Raw genomic sequence first — 15,973 nt, forward strand, 5'->3', positions numbered from 1 at the left:
GTTATTGCCGCCCCATGGCGGCGGCGCCCAGATCCCAGATGGGCAGGAATACGCCCAGCGCCAGGATCAGCACCAGTACACCCATGGCCACAATCAGGATTGGCTCTATGGATTCGGCCAGGCGCTTGAGGCCGTAATCCACGTCTTCGTCGTAAAAGTCCGACACGTTGTTAAGCATATCGTCCACCGAGCCGGTCTCTTCGCCCACGGCAATCATCTGCAAAATCAGTGGGGTGAACATGCCGCTGTTGCGGGCGGTGCGCAGCAGGCTTTCCCCGCGCTCAATGCCCTGGCGCATTTCTTTGATGTGGTCGCTGATCCAGGCATTGTCGGTGGCATCGGCCACCACGCTGAGGGCACTCGTCACTGGCATGCCGGCACTCAGCATGGTGGCAAAGTTACGGGCGAAGCGGCTGAGCATGATCAACTCCAGCAGCGGGCCGATGATGGGGATTTTCAGTTTGTAGCGGTCCCACACCCGACGGCCCTTGTCGGTTTCTTTCCACTGACGAATCAGGATGCCGGCGGCGGCCAGGGCAAACAACATTACGTGCCAGTAGCCAAGCAGAAAATTGGAGGTCCCGACCAATACCTGCGTGAGGAATGGCAGGTCGGCGCCCAGTTTGTCGAATACGGAAGCAAACTTGGGGATTACCAGAAAGTTCACCACCATCAGGGCGGCGAAGAGCGCGATAATGACAAAGGTGGGATAGCGCAGGGCCTGTTTTACCCGTCGTTTGGTATCCCGTTCCAGTTCCAGAATCTCCGAAAGCCGTTTGAAAGCGTCGTCAAGCATGCCGGTGTTCTCGCCCACATGGATCATGGCAATGAACAGATCGGAAAACACTTTCGGGTGCATCTGCATGGCGGTCGCCATTGTGGTGCCGCCTTCCAGGCGGGTGGTGATGTCGTCCAGCACCTCTGCCAGCACCGGGGAGCGGGTGGTTTCCGCCAGCCCGCGCATGGTGCGGATCAGCGGTATACCGGCTTTGGCCAGCGCGTGCATTTGCCGGCAGAATACAATCAGCTCATCCAGCGTGACATTCTTCTGGAAAAGCGGAATGTTGTTGAGCTTTTCGGTAACAGACTGCTGTTGCTGGCTTTCCTTGATGGTCAGCGGTGTTATGCCCCGGCGCATCAGTTCACTGGCCGCCGCTTCCTGGCTAGCAGCCTTGAGTGAACCTTGCTGGACAGCGCCCTGGCTGTCCTTGCCCCGGTAACTGAATTGCATCAGGAATCCACCCCTATGGCATCCCGGCTCAATTCATCCTCTTCCAGGGAAACACCCATTTCGGCGGTGGCCGCTACGCGACTGACTTCCTGCAAGGAGGTCACCCCCTGCAAGGCATAGTCCATGGCGCACTGACCCAGCGGCCGGAAAAATTCGCTCTTGCGGGCAGCCCGGGTGAAATCGGAGACATCCTTTCGGCGCAGGGCATCGAGCATGTCCTCATTCATTTCCAGCATCTCGTACACGCCCACCCGGCCCCGGTAACCTGTGTTGCTGCACTGATAGCAACCACGGCCGTGCACGAATCCGGCTTCGATATCGAGCGGGTCCAGGTCGAAGGAACGCAGCCAGATCAGCTCCTGTTCCGTGGGTTCGTAGGTTTCCGTGCAGTTGTCGCAAACACGGCGTACCAGTCGCTGGGCCACCACACCCAGCAGGGAGCTGGCCACCAGGAAGGGCTCGGCACCCATGTCGATCAGGCGCATGGCACTGCTGATGGAATCGTTGGTGTGCAGGGTGGAGAGCACCAGGTGGCCGGTCATGGCGGCACGCAGGCCGATTTCCACGGTCTCATGATCCCGCATCTCACCCACCAGAATGATATCCGGGTCCTGGCGCAGAGCCGAACGCAGCACGCTGGCGAATTCCAGGCCGATTTTCGGGTTTACCTGTACCTGGGTAATACGCGGCAGGCGGTATTCCACCGGGTCTTCGGCGGTGATGATTTTCACTTCCGGCTTGTTCAGCTCGGTCAACGCACCATAAAGCGTGGTGGTTTTACCACTACCGGTGGGGCCGGTCACCAGGATCATGCCGTGAGGCCGTTTGATCAGCTTGCGAAAACGCTCCAGCAGGTGCGAGGGCATCCCGGTGCTTTCCAGATTCAGCGTACCCTGGCTCTGATCCAGCAGACGCATAACCACCGACTCGCCATGCTGGACCGGCATGGTGGATACCCGCACATCGATGCTGCGCCCTTTCACCCGGATGTTGAAGCGACCGTCCTGAGGCAGGCGTTTCTCGGAAATGTTCAAGCCGGCCATCAGTTTCAGGCGCAGGACCAGCGCGGAATTCACGCGCTTTTCCTTCATCACCTGCTCCTGCAACACACCATCGATGCGCTGGCGAATACGCACCACCGTCTCATCCGGTTCTATATGGATATCCGAACTGCGGGCCTGGACCGCATCTTCAAACAGCGTCTGCAGTAGCTTGACGACCGGGGCATCCGCGCTTTCCGTTTCGGCCGAAAGGTTCGCCAGGTCAAAGGCGTCGTCGTCCAGTTCGTCTTCCAGCTCTTCGGCCAGGGAGGCGATTTCATCGGTCCGGCGGTAAACCAAATCCAGGGTGTTGAGCAGTTCGCTTTCTCGGACCACCGCCTGTTTGACCGGCTGCTTGAGCACCCGGACCAATTCGTCGTAACCCACCAGATCCAACGGGTCAGCCATGCCCACCAGCAGTTCACCGTTCTGCTCGGCCAGTACAATGGCGCGGAAACGCCGGGCCATGGCTTCCGGCAGCTTTTTTACCAGCTCGTTGTTGAACTGATAGTGGCGCAATTGAACAAAGGGAACGTTGAGCTGGCGAGACAGGATGTTAAGCAGAGTGTCTTCTTCAACGTAACCCAGCTCGACAAGTGTCCGGCCCAGCTTTCGGCCGGTATTCTTCTGCTCCCGAAGGGCCGTTTTCAGCTGGTCTTCGGTAATGACGTCGTTCTGGACCAGCAGGTCACCGATCCGGATTTTTTTCTTCGGTTCCGCGCTCATGATCCTGCCTGTAATGCCTGAATACGTTGTTTGGCGTAGCTGGCCAGCCGTTCCGACAGCCCGGGCATGGCCGCGGCCTGAACATAGGCCCGGGCGGCACTGTTAGCCTGGCCGGCAGCGTCCAGTGCCATGGCCAGCCCAAACCACCAGCTCGGCTGGTTATTCTGGTATTCGATCAATTCCGACCAATGGGCCGCCGCCGCTTCCGGCTCTCCCGCCTGTTGCAATAACGTCGCCAGGGTCACCCGGTAGTCCGGGAAGGCGTCTACCGCTGGAACCTGGCTGCGCAACGTGGCCACGGCTTGCTTAAGGCTGCCCAGCTCCAACTGGGCACGGGCCCTCAGAAGACGAAGATTGGCGTGGTCGGACGCCAGGCTTTGCGGTAGCCAGCCCAGGGCTCTGGCCGGCATCTGCTGGACCAGCATTTGTCTTGCGAAGACTTCCCGGCTTTGTGGTGCTGGTTGCCGGGCAGTCAGTTCAGTCAGCCGCTGCTCCGCTTCGGTCGTCCGGCCACGGGCCAGCAACTGCTCAAGGTCGCGGCTGGCCCGACGGTCAATCGCCTGGGGCGTCTCACGGGGCTGTTTCACCGGGTTGTGGGCTCTGTCCTGGAGCTTGGTTTCCGCATCACTGGTCACCGATATCGACTTCGTGTCAGCAACCTGCTCTGCCGGCTGGTCGGAGTTCAGTCTCGGTGACTCTGGTTCTGGCTCTGGAGCAACCGCTTCTTGGGTTTCCTGCTTCACTCCCACTGGCTCCGGAGTTTTTGCCTCAGGTTCCGGCGCAGGCTTGGTCAGTTGCGCGACCGGCTGAATGGGTTCCGGCTCAGGCTGCGGGGCGGCAGCCTTCGGCTTTTCTTTCGGGACTTCGACCACCGGCTCTGGCCGTACGGTTGGCACCGGAGCTTCGGCAGCGGCTTGCCGGGGTGGCTCCGCCAACGGTTGGCCCATCACCCACCAGCCGACACCGACACCGGCCAGGACCACCGCCAGCAAGACCGCCAGCAGGGGCGCTTTCGAACGTTGGGGCGGCTGCCCCTGCGCCTGGCCGGTGTAGGCGCGGCTCACCTGAGGGCGATTCTGGCGTTGCTCGGCGGCTTTCAGGGCATCGTTCAGCAGGCTCATATCCGGCCTCCCATAACCCCAACCGGGCGCGCACTTTCGGTATCGCGAACGGCCTGCATGGCGTGCTTGCGGCTTACCTGGGCATTCCCGCCACCCCAGGCAGCGAGCAGGGATTTGTGGGCCAATACATTCACCAGCCGCGGGATACCGCCCGAAGCTTTCCAGATCACTTTCACCGCCGAAGGCGCAAACAATTCGCCGCCGTTATACCCGGCCTGGGTCAGGCGATGGCGAATGTACTGGCCGACGGAATCTTTGGTCAGCGGTGAGAGCCGGGTCTGGAAAGTAATCCTCTGGCGGAGCTGACGCAGGCTGTCCTTGCCCAACGCGACATCCAGTTCGGGTTGGCCGAACAGGACCACTTGCAGCAAGCGGGTGCTTTCGGTTTCCAGGTTGGTCAGAAGGCGAAGCGCTTCAATGGTCTGCTCCGGCATGGCCTGGGCTTCATCAATCACCAGCACCACCGGCTTCTGCTCCATGGCCAGATCAATCAGCCGCTGGTTCAGTGCCTTCAGTGTCTGGTGGGTATTGGCGCAACGGGCCACATCCACGCCCAGTTCTTCGGCTACGGCTTCGTAGAGCGTTTCCGGCGGCAGATGCGGGTTCGGTATATAAGCGGTACAGGCTTCTTTATCCAGTTCGTTTAACAGGAGCCGGCATAGCAGGGTCTTGCCGGTACCCACCTCGCCGGTGACCTTGATAAAGCCCTCACGCTGGCGCAACGCCACCAACAGCAATTCCAGGGACTCGGAATGGCTGGGCGCCCGCAGGAAATAACGGGTGTTGGGTGTAAGCGCAAAAGGCGCTTCCTGTAATCCGAAATGGCTCTCGTACATCAGCGTGGCGCAGTTTCAGGTTGAGGCTTGACGGATTCGGTCGAGTTCAGCAACTCGCGCAGCACACTCATGCGCTCGCGGGTGGCACGAACGTCCGCTTGCATCTGCCCCGGCGTTGAAACAATCGGGCGCAGCAGGATCACCAGTTCACTCTTGCGACTTTCGTAATTACGCTGTTTGAACAGCTCTCCCATCAGCGGAATGTCACTGAAAAACGGCACTGCGGCGTTGTTGTCTTCGCTACGATTCTGGATTAACCCCCCGATCACCACAATCTGGCCGCTCTGGGCCCGGATGACACTGTCTGTCTCCCTGACCGTGCTTTGCGCCAGGGGCAGGGTTACGTCCCGCTCACCCACAGTGATCAGTTTTTGCTGATCCTCCACTTCACTGACGGCGGGATGAACATGCAGAGTGATGGTTCCTTCTTTTGAAATCTGCGGGGTAACATCCAGGGAAATTCCCGAGAAAAAGGGTGTCAGCTCGACGGACGTTGACGTGTTCTCGGTACCCGTGCCCGCCGTGGTGTCGTCGTTAAAGTCGATATCGGTCACAAAGAACTCGTCCGTGCCGACCTTGATCACGGCTTTCTGGTTATTGGTGGTGGAAATACGGGGGCTGGAAAGGATCTGGACATTCCCTTGCTGCCCCAGCAACTCAATGACTGTACTGAAATTGCCCTCTGTGATCGTTGCCGAAAACAGGCCACCAATGTCACCTGTACGAATAGCCTGCCCCACCAGTTCCCCGGCGACGCTGGTAGGAGTGGAGCCCGACGACACTGACCTCAGATCTGACCAGTCAATACCCTGCCGGTAACTCTCATTCAGTTCCACCTCCAGAATCTTGGCTTCCAGAACCACCTGCCTCTGCATGATCAGCTCGGTGCGCCGCAGGTAATCCTCCACCATGTCCAGCTGGTCCGTACTGGCCCTCACCATCACCAGGCCAGCTCCGGCGTTTACCACGACCTGCCCGTCCTCGGCCGATACGATCATCTGCAGCGCGCGGGTGATGTCCTGCCAGAAATCGGATTCTGTCTCGGTTGAAATCGCGGTCCCCACCAGATTGCGGGTATCGCCAGACTGGTTATTACCGCCAGTTCCCGAGTTTCCGCCTCCTCCAGAGTTACCGTTACCGCGAGCGCTGCTGACCTGCCCGGAACTGACCCGGGTATCGGAGCTACCGCTGCGCTTGAAATGCAGGTAGTCGATGGGAAAAAGGCGGGTCTGGACGTCGTTGGCCGCCACCCGGTAGAGGCGCCCGGTCTTGCGGATGTTCAGCCCATAGAGATCCGCCGCAATGTCCATCACCTCAGGCACCGTGACGTCCGTCAGCCGCAGGTCAACAGCCGTGCTCACATTCGGGCGCACCACGACGTTATAGGGCGTGCCTTCTACCAGGGCCTCGAAAAAACTGGCGGCGGGAACGCCAGAGGCATTCACATCAAAGCGTTCGTCCTGGAGTTGCGGACTCTGCAGAGGCGGTAACAACTGGCTGCTGATCTCCGCTGGCGTCGGTGCGTTGCTTGCGGTCTCCGCCGGACCGCTTACCGCCTGCCGTTCCGCCTCTGCCATGGACTGGTCAATCTGATCCGCCACATCCGTGGAGGTGGCATTGGTGGTGCGCATCATCGGATTGTTGCTGCAGGCGGTCAGGGTAAGCCCAAGCACTACAGCTACCAGGGGTCTGATTGTAATCATCGTGATCCGTTTGTCCGTCATTGGCTTCTCCGCACCTGCGGCAGGGTTTTCGGGTAGAGCACCCTGAACTGGCCCTGATCAAGAATTTCCACCTTGTGCCGGTAAATACGCTTAACCCGGATGCCATTGTGGATTTCCCCCTCGCGCATCGGCACGCCTTCGATAACCGCCACCCGCCGTGCACTGCCCAGCAGTATGGAACCGAGCTCCAGATCCCGGACTGGTGCTTTCTGCACGCTTGGCAGCCGGGCCTCTGGCGGCCGGGTCGGGTCCTGCAGGGCGTTGGCCTGACTACTGGCCATCAAGGCAACGACCAACAGCCATTGAAAACAGGTTCTTATCAACACATCACACTCCCAGCCAGGCGGCTTCAAGGCTCAGGGTTCTGACCCGGATCCGGGCCTGGCCTCCCGGCCACTCACCGGCTTCGTAATTGAGCCGCAGCCATCCCAGACGATCATCCATGGCTTCAAGCTTTTCCAGGTATTGAAGGACGGCAAGGTAACCACCGGAAACCGTCAACTCGACATCGTGGGCGTAAAGCAGGGGCTCCGGGGCCTCACTGTCGTCGGTGTTTTCGGATTCCGTGGGCGGCTCACCCTGATAGACGGGCTCGGGTGTGCGCAGCACCAGCGATTCCAGGGTCAGCTCTTCCTGCGCTGCCAGCATGTTCCGGAGCAGTGCCACCATATCCCGTGGCGCGATCAATTGGTTTGTCGTTTCACTGATCTGCTGGTCCAGGCGATCAAGTCGGGTCTGACGGGTCTGCAGGCGTTTGCGTAATTCAGCCGATGGATCACTGGCCAGCTGGGCACTCAGGGTTTCCTGCTCGCCCAGAAGGTTATCTCGTGTGGTGGCGAGTGTCTGCAGGCGATTGTTCAGTTGTTGTTTCTCGGCCAACACCGGTGTCACCAGCAATTCCCAGCCAATCACGAACAACAGCACACAGGCCGTCACCATAATCAAGGCGCGTTCCCGCACCGGCCGCTCGTTAAACCAGACCGCACCGGCCTCGAACCTCTGCTGGAATTTAGTCATTACCCGCCTCCTTACTCGGATGAGTGGCGACGCGAAATGCGACCCATTCTCCCGAGGCATCCTCATCGTCTGGACGAGTTAACAGGAAATCCCGGAACGTCTGGCCGGCAAACACAGCTTCGGAGCCCAGCTGTTCCAGGTAAAGCGGGACACGCTCAGGCACTCGGGTTCGCCCTTCCAGACCGAGGCGGGGCGGAGAGGATTCCAAGCGAATCGCGGTCAACCAAAGCTGGGAGGGAACCTGCCGGGCTAGCGCAGCCATGCGGCTGGCAAATCCAGAATCGTTGTTGCTGGCCAAGCTATCTACTCGTTCCAGCAACCGCTGCCGTCGGGATATGGTATCGGTAATTCTTGCCAGGGCCTTTTCCAGTTCCGGGTCCGGCTTACGGGCCTCCACCTCTTTCGCCATGCGATCAATGGCCTGCTGCAGCTGACTGTTTTGCCGCTCAATCCTTTCAGCCCGCTGCTGCAGCTGTTGGTTCTGCCATTGCCCAAAGGCCATGGCACCCACCAGTGCGACAACCACAACGGCCACCAACACCAGGGCAGAGCGGGCATTCAAATGCTGTTTGCGGGGACGCAGCTCGGCGGTGTAGAGGTTGACCGTTTGCCTCATGCGTTGCGTCTCCCGGGAGAGAGGTTCAGGCCTGCGCTCCAGGCCAATAGGCAGCGAGAATCAAGTTCTTCATTCAGGGCAAAAGCCGACCAGTCCGGCGCATCAATACCGGCCGCCATATACGACCCCAGCATGGACGTCAGCGGCAGCATGGAATCCCTCGCCACCAGCCGGATAATGGCGGGGGGAGCCTGGCCCAGTTGGCTTTCGAAGTAATCCATGGAGCGCTGCATCTCCAGCGCCAGCGCCTGAACGGCCTCCTCCTGCTTGGAGGCGTCCAGAAGATCGTCGTACGACAGCTCCAGACGGCGGGAAAGGTAAAGTGTCTCGCCGCGACACACCACCATCTGACCATAACGGTCCCGCAGATGGACAACGGCCACGCCCACATTACCAGCATCCAGACCGGCGGCAAAGTTACGCAATGCCAGCTCGGCGATATCAATTTGCTGGAGCTTCAGGTCTGCGTTGTTTACCAGTGCAACCAGCTCCTGAACCAGGGATTTACGGGCCGCCACCAGGTTCACCAGTGGCCCACGGCCCCGGGTGGCATCCTCGGGGAAAGCAAACACATCGGAGACAGCCTCGGTGGGGCTGAAATCAAGAAAGTCTTTCAGCTTCCACTTCAGGGCGTCTGCCAGCTCCGAGTCCTCGACCCCTTCTGGCCGCTCCACCTGGAAGACCTGGTATTGCTCAATGGGCAGAATCAGGGTGGTGGGGGCGCTTGCCCAGCCATGACTGGCGACGAGTTCGTCGAGGGTTTGCTGGCGCTTGGCTGGCAGGCACTCAGCAAATCCCGCTGCCTGCTCTGGCGTCCCCGGCGACACCGCCCAGGCGATGCCATCGGGCCGAACCTCCAGACAAAGGCGGGAGACTGACGAACCACGCCGGAATAATCGCTGTAGGGGCTTGATGCCAGGGATCAGGGCCATGTCTTCCTTGGTGTTGTTTGGAATGCCATTGCCGGACCAACGTCAGGGAATAATGCTTGGAAATCCGCCAATTTTTACATGAGGTTACATCATAAGTGAAAAACTCTGTCCAACTCCACGTTTTATGACGGATTTCACAGAATTTTGCACACCCTTTACAAAAAAGCCCGCGCAGAGCACGGGCTTTCTACAAGGCGGAAGACAGACTTAGAACGGGATATCGTCGTCGAAGTCATCAACCGGCTCCGGCATCCCGCCGGAAGGCTGCTGGCCCTGCGGGTTGCCGCCATAACCGCCAGACTGGGACTGGGGCTGCTGCGGTGGCTGCTGGTTGTACTGCTGATTCTGTGGCCGCCCCTGGGGAGCCCCCTGATTCATCGCGCCTTCGCTACCGCCACGACTGTCCAGCATCTGCATCTGGCCGTTGATATCCACTACGATTTCAGTGGTGTAACGGTCCTGGCCGTCCTGCCCCTGCCACTTCCGGGTTTGCAGTTTACCTTCGATGTAAACCTTGGAGCCCTTGCGCAGGTACTGCCCCGCCACTTCGGCGATCTTGCCGAACATGACTACGCGGTGCCATTCGGTCTTTGGCACCAGTTGCCCACTTTGTCGGTCCTTATAGCTCTCATCGGTGGCAAGGTTCAGATTCACAACCGCATTGCCATTGGGGGTGTACCGTGTTTCCGGGTCCTGTCCCAGGTTACCGATGAGAATGACCTTGTTTACGCCTCGTGCCATGGTTTGCTCCTGATCTATGTTTGCCGAATGCCTGCTTTCCGTGCACGCATCCCGTGTTTAAGAGTTATTACCCTGCCGCACAAAGTCCAGGTGCGCAAGCTGATCTTGGTTAAAATCCTGCCGGTCGACTTTCAGGTACGCCACCGCTCCATCTTCCACGATGACCACATCTTTAACGCCCACCAGATTTCGAAGATTCTCGTCGATTTCGTCAAAGCGGGCAGCGGCCACCTCATGCAGCGGGACAGTCAGGCTTGTGGTGTACTGTGGCACCGGCATGGTCAGCGCCACCAGCAACCAGAGCACCAGGCTGATCACCATCAGCCCGATCACACCTTCCAGGCCAGCCATCTGAAGCAGCAAGCCACCCAGCGTGCCCCCAAGGAAAGCGCCGGTAAACTGCGATGTGGAATACACGCCCATGGCGGTGCCCTTGCAGGCAGCGGGCGCTTCCTTACTGATCAGCGAGGGCAAGCTGGCTTCAAGCAGGTTGAAGGCCATAAAGAATAGGAACAGCACGCCCCAGGCTGCCCACAGACTTTGCCCCACCACCGCCAGGCACGCGGTGGAAATCGACAATAAGGCAATGGCGCCACATAGCACCGGCTTCATTTTACGCTTTTTCTCACCAATGATGATAAAGGGCACCATGGCGAAGAAAGAGGTGACCATCACAGTCAGGTAAAACCACCAGTGCGAGGTCGCTGCCAGACCGAGCTTGTCCTGCAACATGGTTGGAAACACCAGGAACAGTGACGTCAACACAAAGTGCAAAGCAAAAATACCGAAATCCAGGCGCAGAAGACGCCCATCTTTCAGCACCCGCCCCAGCATTTCCCGCGCCGGGTGCGTGTCGGCACTGATCTTGTGATCATGCGGCCTGGGTACCAGCCGGGCAACGATCACCAGCGCAACCAACGCCAACACCGCAGTCAGGTAGAAAATGCCGGACAAGCCCCAGACCGATCCCAGCATGGGTCCAAGCACCAGGGACACCGAGAATGACAAGCCAATGGAGATTCCCACGGTGGCCATGGCCTTGGTCCGGTGCTCTTCCCGGGTCAGGTCACTGAGCAAGGCCATCAGCACACTGGCTATCGCGCCCGCCCCTTGAAGAATCCGTCCGGCGATAACACCGTATATGGAATCCGAGGCTCCGGCGAGCAGACTACCGGCCGCAAACAGAATCAGGCCGATGTAGATCATGCGCTTTCGCCCCACTCGATCTGACAACAGACCGAAAGGCACCTGTAACACAGCCTGGCTGAAACCATAGGCGCCTATCGCAAGGCCTATCAGCAACGGCGTTGCACCCGTCAGGTCGCTGCCCAACAGTACAAATACCGGCATCACCATAAACAGGCCGAGCATACGCATGGCGTACACCGAAGCCAGAGCCATTACTGAGCGTTTTTCAAGCGCGTTCATCTTGTCCCGTGCGGCATGGATGAATGGAACGACCATCGGTCGCAGGTCGCGCATTGTAACAGAAGCACCCCGCATTCGGGACTTGACGGTCTAAATGCCGGGTCCGCGTTTTTACCGCCTTCGCTGGGGCGGGGGGAACACGATATAATGATTGTTTTTTCTTCAAGAGAGGTTGTATGGACCATATCCAGATCAAGGGCGCACGCACCCATAACCTGAAAAATTTCGACCTGGATATGCCAAGGGACAAGCTCATTGTGATTACCGGCCTGTCCGGCTCCGGCAAGTCCTCCCTGGCGTTCGACACGCTCTACGCCGAGGGCCAGCGACGCTACGTGGAATCCCTGTCCACCTACGCCCGTCAGTTCCTTTCGATGATGGAAAAGCCGGATGTGGATCATATCGAGGGGCTGTCGCCCGCGATTTCGATCGAGCAGAAGTCCACTTCCCACAACCCCCGCTCCACCGTCGGTACCATTACGGAAATTTATGATTACCTGCGTCTGCTGTTTGCCCGCGCAGGCGAGCCCCGCTGCCCGGACCACGGGCAACCCCTGGAAGCGCAGACTGTCAGCCAGATGGTGGACCAGGTACTGGCCATGCCCGAGGGCAGCAAGCTGATGATCCTGGCGCCGGTTATCCGGGACCGCAAGGGTGAGCACCACCAGGTGATCGACACCATGCGCAGCCAGGGCTTTATCCGGCTCCGGGTTGACGGCACCGTCTACGACATTGACGACATCCCCGCCCTGGATAAAAAGAAGAAGCATCACATTGATGTGGTGGTGGACCGTTTCAAGGTAAAGGAAGGCCTTGAACAGCGGCTGGCAGAGAGCTTTGAGACCGCGCTGGAAATGACCGATGGCATTGCACTGGTCGCTCCCATGACCGGTGAAGGTGAAGAACATACGTTCTCCGCCCGCTACGCCTGTACCCAGTGCGGTTATTCCCTCAGCGAACTGGAGCCCCGGCTGTTCTCGTTCAACAACCCGGCCGGGGCGTGCCCCACCTGCGATGGCCTGGGCGTACGACAATTTTTCGACCCGGAGAAGATCATCCAGAACCCGGAAGCCACGCTGGCAGCCGGCGCCATCAAGGGATGGGATCGCCGGGCGGTGTATTATTTCCAGCTACTGAACAGTGTCGCGGAATATTACGGCCAGGACCTGGAAACACCCTGGGAAGAATTACCCGAAGACTTTCAAAACACCCTGCTTCACGGCTCCGGCGACGAAGAAATTCCATTCCGGTACGTGAATTCCCGTGGCCATATCATGGAGAAGTCGCACCCGTTTGAAGGCATCCTCCCGAATCTGGAACGCCGTTACCGGGAAACCGAATCCCAAAGCCTGCGCGAGGACCTGGCGCGCAACCTGAGTACCCAGCCGTGCCAGTCCTGCGGCGGCTCACGGCTTCGGACCGCCGCCCGGCACGTGTTTATCGAAGACCGAAACCTGCCGGACATTTCGCACCTGCCAGTCGGCGACGCCCATGACTATTTCAGCCAGCTGAGCCTGCCAGGGCGCAAGGGTGAAATTGCCGAGAAAATTCTCAAAGAGGTGCGCCAACGGCTGCAGTTCCTGGTGAATGTTGGCCTTCAGTACCTCACCCTGGAACGTAGCGCCGACACCCTTTCCGGGGGTGAGGCCCAGCGCATTCGACTGGCCAGCCAGATTGGCGCGGGCCTCGTTGGCGTGATGTACATTCTCGACGAACCATCGATCGGGCTGCATCAGCGCGACAACGACCGCCTGCTTGCCACGCTGACCCACTTGCGGGACCTGGGCAATACCGTGATCGTCGTGGAGCACGACGAAGACGCCATTCGCGCCGCCGATTATGTCATCGACATCGGCCCCGGAGCCGGGGTTCATGGCGGAGAAATTGTCGCCAAGGGGACGCCAGACGACATCATTGCCAACCCCCAGTCATTGACCGGGCAATACCTGAGCGGGGAAAAATCGATCGCCATACCGCCGACCCGACAGAAGGGGAACGGCAAATCCCTCGTGCTGTCCGGCGCCACCGGCAACAACCTGCAGGATGTCACCCTGACTCTGCCGCTGGGCATCATGACCTGCATCACCGGGGTCTCCGGGTCTGGCAAGTCAACGCTGATCAACAGCACGCTTTACCCGGTCGCGGCCACGAGGCTCAACAAGGCTACAACCCTAAATCACTCGCCTTACGGGCATCTCAAGGGCCTTGATCATCTGGACAAGGTCATTGATATCGACCAGAGCCCCATTGGGCGAACACCTCGCTCCAACCCGGCGACCTACACCGGCTTGTTCACTCCCATCCGGGAGCTCTTCGCCGGTACGCAGGAGGCCCGCTCCCGTGGCTACAAACCGGGGCGCTTCTCCTTCAACGTGAAAGGAGGCCGCTGCGAGGCCTGCCAGGGCGACGGCGTCATAAAAGTGGAAATGCACTTCCTGCCCGACATCTACGTGCCCTGCGATGTCTGCAAGGGCAAACGCTATAACCGGGAAACACTGGAAGTGCGTTACAAGGGCAAGAACATCCACGAAGTCCTGGACATGACCGTGGAAGAAGGCCGGGAGTTCTTTGACGCCGTGCCTTTCCTGGCCAGGAAGCTCCAGACACTAATGGACGTGGGGCTGTCCTACATTCGACTGGGACAGAGCGCCGTCACACTCTCCGGCGGGGAAGCTCAGCGAGTGAAACTGGCGAAGGAGTTGTCCAAGCGCGATACCGGCAAGACACTGTATATCCTGGACGAGCCAACCACCGGCTTGCACTTCTACGACATCCAGCAATTGCTCAACGTACTGCAACGGTTGCGGGACCATGGCAATACCGTGGTCGTGATCGAACACAACCTGGACGTGATCAAGACCGCCGACTGGATTGTCGACCTGGGCCCTGAAGGCGGTTCGGGGGGCGGGCAGATTATTGCTGAGGGCACGCCGGAAGACGTTGCCAAGAACCCCGCGTCCCACACAGGCCGATACTTGCAGCCCATGCTAGAAAAGTTATAGACGGGAAATGAAGAGCTTGTCGGCGAAGGATTTCCCAGAACCCAGACACAAAAAAACCGGGAACCTGACGGAACCCGGTTTTTTTGTGGTTGGCCAAAGCCGCGGAAATTAATCCTCGTCTTCGTCCACCTCTTCCGCTTCGATGTCCAGCGGGCGACCGACCAGCTCAACGAATGCCATCGGGGCATTGTCGCCGGCACGGAAACCGCACTTCAGGACACGGAGATAACCACCCGGACGCTCGCTGTAACGCGGACCCAGCTCTTCAAAGAGCTTGGCCACGGCAGCATCGTTACGCAGGCGAGAGAACGCCAGACGACGATTCGCAACCGAATCTTGCTTTGCGAGCGTGATCAGCGGCTCTGCTACCCGACGCAGCTCTTTGGCTTTCGGGAGAGTCGTTTTGATCAGCTCGTGCTCAACCAGTGACGCAGTCATGTTACGGAACATGGCCTTGCGATGCGCACTGGTCCTGTTGAACTTACGACCACTCTTACGATGACGCATTGCTCTGATTCCTTACCTTAAACTAATCGGCGATTAACCGCCCAAAACCCGGTCGTCACCACGAAGGCTTGCCGGCGGCCAGTTATCAAGACGCATACCCAGGGACAGACCACGGGACGCCAGAACGTCCTTGATCTCGGTCAGCGACTTTTTGCCAAGGTTGGGCGTCTTCAGCAGCTCCACTTCAGTGCGCTGGATCAGATCGCCGATGTAGTAAATGTTTTCAGCCTTCAAGCAGTTAGCTGAACGCACAGTCAATTCCAGATCGTCAACCGGACGCAGCAGGATCGGATCAACTTCTTCCTCTTCCTCTACGCGTTCCGGCTCTTTCTCATGATCCAGATCCACGAACACTGCCAGCTGCTGCTGGAGAATGGTCGCCGCCCGACGAATTGCTTCTTCCGGGTCAATCGTCCCATTGGACTCCAGGTCAATCACCAGCTTGTCCAGGTCTGTGCGCTGCTCAACCCGGGCGCTTTCCACCGCATAAGCAACACGGCGAACCGGGCTGAATGTGGCATCAAGCTGCAAGCGTCCGATGGCACGAGTCTCGTCTTCTTCCAGACCGCGCTGATCAGCCGGCTCATAACCACGGCCGCGAGCCACACGCAAGCGCATGTTCACTTCGCCGTTTTCACTGAGATGACAGATCACGTGATCCGGGTTGGCGATTTCAACATCGTGGTCCAGCTCGATATCGCCGGCGGTCACAACGCCCGGGCCCTTTTTGCTGAGCGTAAGCTCGGCATCGTCCCGGCCGTTCATTTTCACGGCGACGCCCTTGAGATTCAGAAGAATCTCAATAACGTCTTCCTGGACACCTTCAATGGCGCTGTACTCGTGCAGGACACCGTCGATCTGCGCTTCAGTAATGGCGCAGCCCGGCATCGAGGACAAGAGAATCCGGCGCAGCGCGCTGCCCAGGGTGTGACCGAAACCGCGCTCGAGCGGTTCCAGGACAACCTTGGCGCGATTCGCGCTGGATTCTTTCACGTCAATGGTACGAGGTGTCAATAACTCATGTACTGAACGCTGCATAGACGCCCCTATCT

Annotated in this window: 14 protein-coding genes; 1 reads left to right on the forward strand and 13 read right to left on the reverse strand. The window is 59.0% G+C overall.

All coding sequences use genetic code 11. The features are described from left to right. Position 1: 1 nt before the first annotated feature. The 11 genes from BY454_RS05875 to BY454_RS05925 form a co-directional block, all read right to left on the reverse strand. A complete protein-coding gene (locus BY454_RS05875) occupies positions 2 to 1,231 on the reverse strand; it encodes a type II secretion system F family protein (RefSeq protein WP_104416859.1) in 1,230 nt (409 codons plus the stop codon). Further along, complete coding sequence (locus tag BY454_RS05880; RefSeq protein ID WP_104416858.1) at positions 1,231 to 2,997, reverse strand: GspE/PulE family protein; 1,767 nt, start codon at positions 2,995 to 2,997, stop codon at positions 1,231 to 1,233. Before BY454_RS05880 ends, BY454_RS05875 begins: the two co-directional genes overlap by 1 nt. After that, the gene (locus tag BY454_RS05885; protein ID WP_104416857.1) at positions 2,994 to 4,118 is read right to left on the reverse strand and encodes an MSHA biogenesis protein MshN; all 1,125 of its coding nucleotides are present in this window, start codon (positions 4,116 to 4,118) and stop codon (positions 2,994 to 2,996) included. Before BY454_RS05885 ends, BY454_RS05880 begins: the two co-directional genes overlap by 4 nt. Continuing rightward, positions 4,115 to 4,954, reverse strand: coding sequence for an ExeA family protein (locus BY454_RS05890; RefSeq protein ID WP_104416856.1), 840 nt, complete (start codon positions 4,952 to 4,954; stop codon positions 4,115 to 4,117). The genes BY454_RS05885 and BY454_RS05890 overlap by 4 nt, the downstream gene beginning before the upstream one ends. Then, the gene (gene mshL, locus BY454_RS05895) at positions 4,954 to 6,657 is read right to left on the reverse strand and encodes a pilus (MSHA type) biogenesis protein MshL (protein WP_104416875.1); all 1,704 of its coding nucleotides are present in this window, start codon (positions 6,655 to 6,657) and stop codon (positions 4,954 to 4,956) included. The genes BY454_RS05890 and mshL overlap by 1 nt, the downstream gene beginning before the upstream one ends. 17 nt (positions 6,658 to 6,674) lie before the next feature. Then, positions 6,675 to 7,004 (reverse strand): hypothetical protein, encoded by a 330-nt coding sequence (locus BY454_RS05900; RefSeq protein ID WP_258075576.1) that lies wholly within the window; start codon positions 7,002 to 7,004, stop codon positions 6,675 to 6,677. Between the two features lies 1 nt (position 7,005). After that, positions 7,006 to 7,695, reverse strand: coding sequence for a type II secretion system protein GspM (locus BY454_RS05905; RefSeq protein ID WP_104416855.1), 690 nt, complete (start codon positions 7,693 to 7,695; stop codon positions 7,006 to 7,008). Continuing rightward, positions 7,688 to 8,311, reverse strand: coding sequence for a PilN domain-containing protein (locus BY454_RS05910; protein WP_104416854.1), 624 nt, complete (start codon positions 8,309 to 8,311; stop codon positions 7,688 to 7,690). The genes BY454_RS05905 and BY454_RS05910 overlap by 8 nt, the downstream gene beginning before the upstream one ends. Next, positions 8,308 to 9,243: a biogenesis protein MshI gene (locus BY454_RS05915; RefSeq protein ID WP_258075577.1), complete on the reverse strand. Its 936-nt coding sequence runs from the start codon at positions 9,241 to 9,243 to the stop codon at positions 8,308 to 8,310. Before BY454_RS05915 ends, BY454_RS05910 begins: the two co-directional genes overlap by 4 nt. A gap of 207 nt (positions 9,244 to 9,450) precedes the next feature. Further along, positions 9,451 to 9,984, reverse strand: coding sequence for a single-stranded DNA-binding protein (ssb, locus tag BY454_RS05920; RefSeq protein WP_104416853.1), 534 nt, complete (start codon positions 9,982 to 9,984; stop codon positions 9,451 to 9,453). 57 nt (positions 9,985 to 10,041) lie between these two features. Then, the gene (locus tag BY454_RS05925) at positions 10,042 to 11,412 is read right to left on the reverse strand and encodes an MFS transporter (RefSeq protein WP_104416872.1); all 1,371 of its coding nucleotides are present in this window, start codon (positions 11,410 to 11,412) and stop codon (positions 10,042 to 10,044) included. A 176-nt stretch (positions 11,413 to 11,588) separates the two neighbouring features. On the opposite strand from BY454_RS05925, the gene uvrA reads away from it, so the two are divergent. Beyond that, the gene (uvrA, locus tag BY454_RS05930) at positions 11,589 to 14,414 is read left to right on the forward strand and encodes an excinuclease ABC subunit UvrA (RefSeq protein WP_104416852.1); all 2,826 of its coding nucleotides are present in this window, start codon (positions 11,589 to 11,591) and stop codon (positions 14,412 to 14,414) included. Positions 14,415 to 14,522: 108 nt separating this feature from the next. On the opposite strand, the gene rplQ is transcribed toward uvrA, so the two are convergent. Together rplQ and BY454_RS05940 are read right to left on the reverse strand one after the other, a co-directional pair. Beyond that, the gene (rplQ, locus tag BY454_RS05935) at positions 14,523 to 14,921 is read right to left on the reverse strand and encodes a 50S ribosomal protein L17 (RefSeq protein WP_104416851.1); all 399 of its coding nucleotides are present in this window, start codon (positions 14,919 to 14,921) and stop codon (positions 14,523 to 14,525) included. 33 nt (positions 14,922 to 14,954) lie between these two features. Then, positions 14,955 to 15,959, reverse strand: a complete 1,005-nt coding sequence (locus BY454_RS05940; RefSeq protein WP_104416850.1) for a DNA-directed RNA polymerase subunit alpha — start codon at positions 15,957 to 15,959, stop codon at positions 14,955 to 14,957. Positions 15,960 to 15,973 lie beyond the last annotated feature (14 nt).

Origin of the sequence: Marinobacter persicus (assembly GCF_002934325.1) — a bacterium.
Lineage (GTDB): Bacteria > Pseudomonadota > Gammaproteobacteria > Pseudomonadales > Oleiphilaceae > Marinobacter > Marinobacter persicus_A.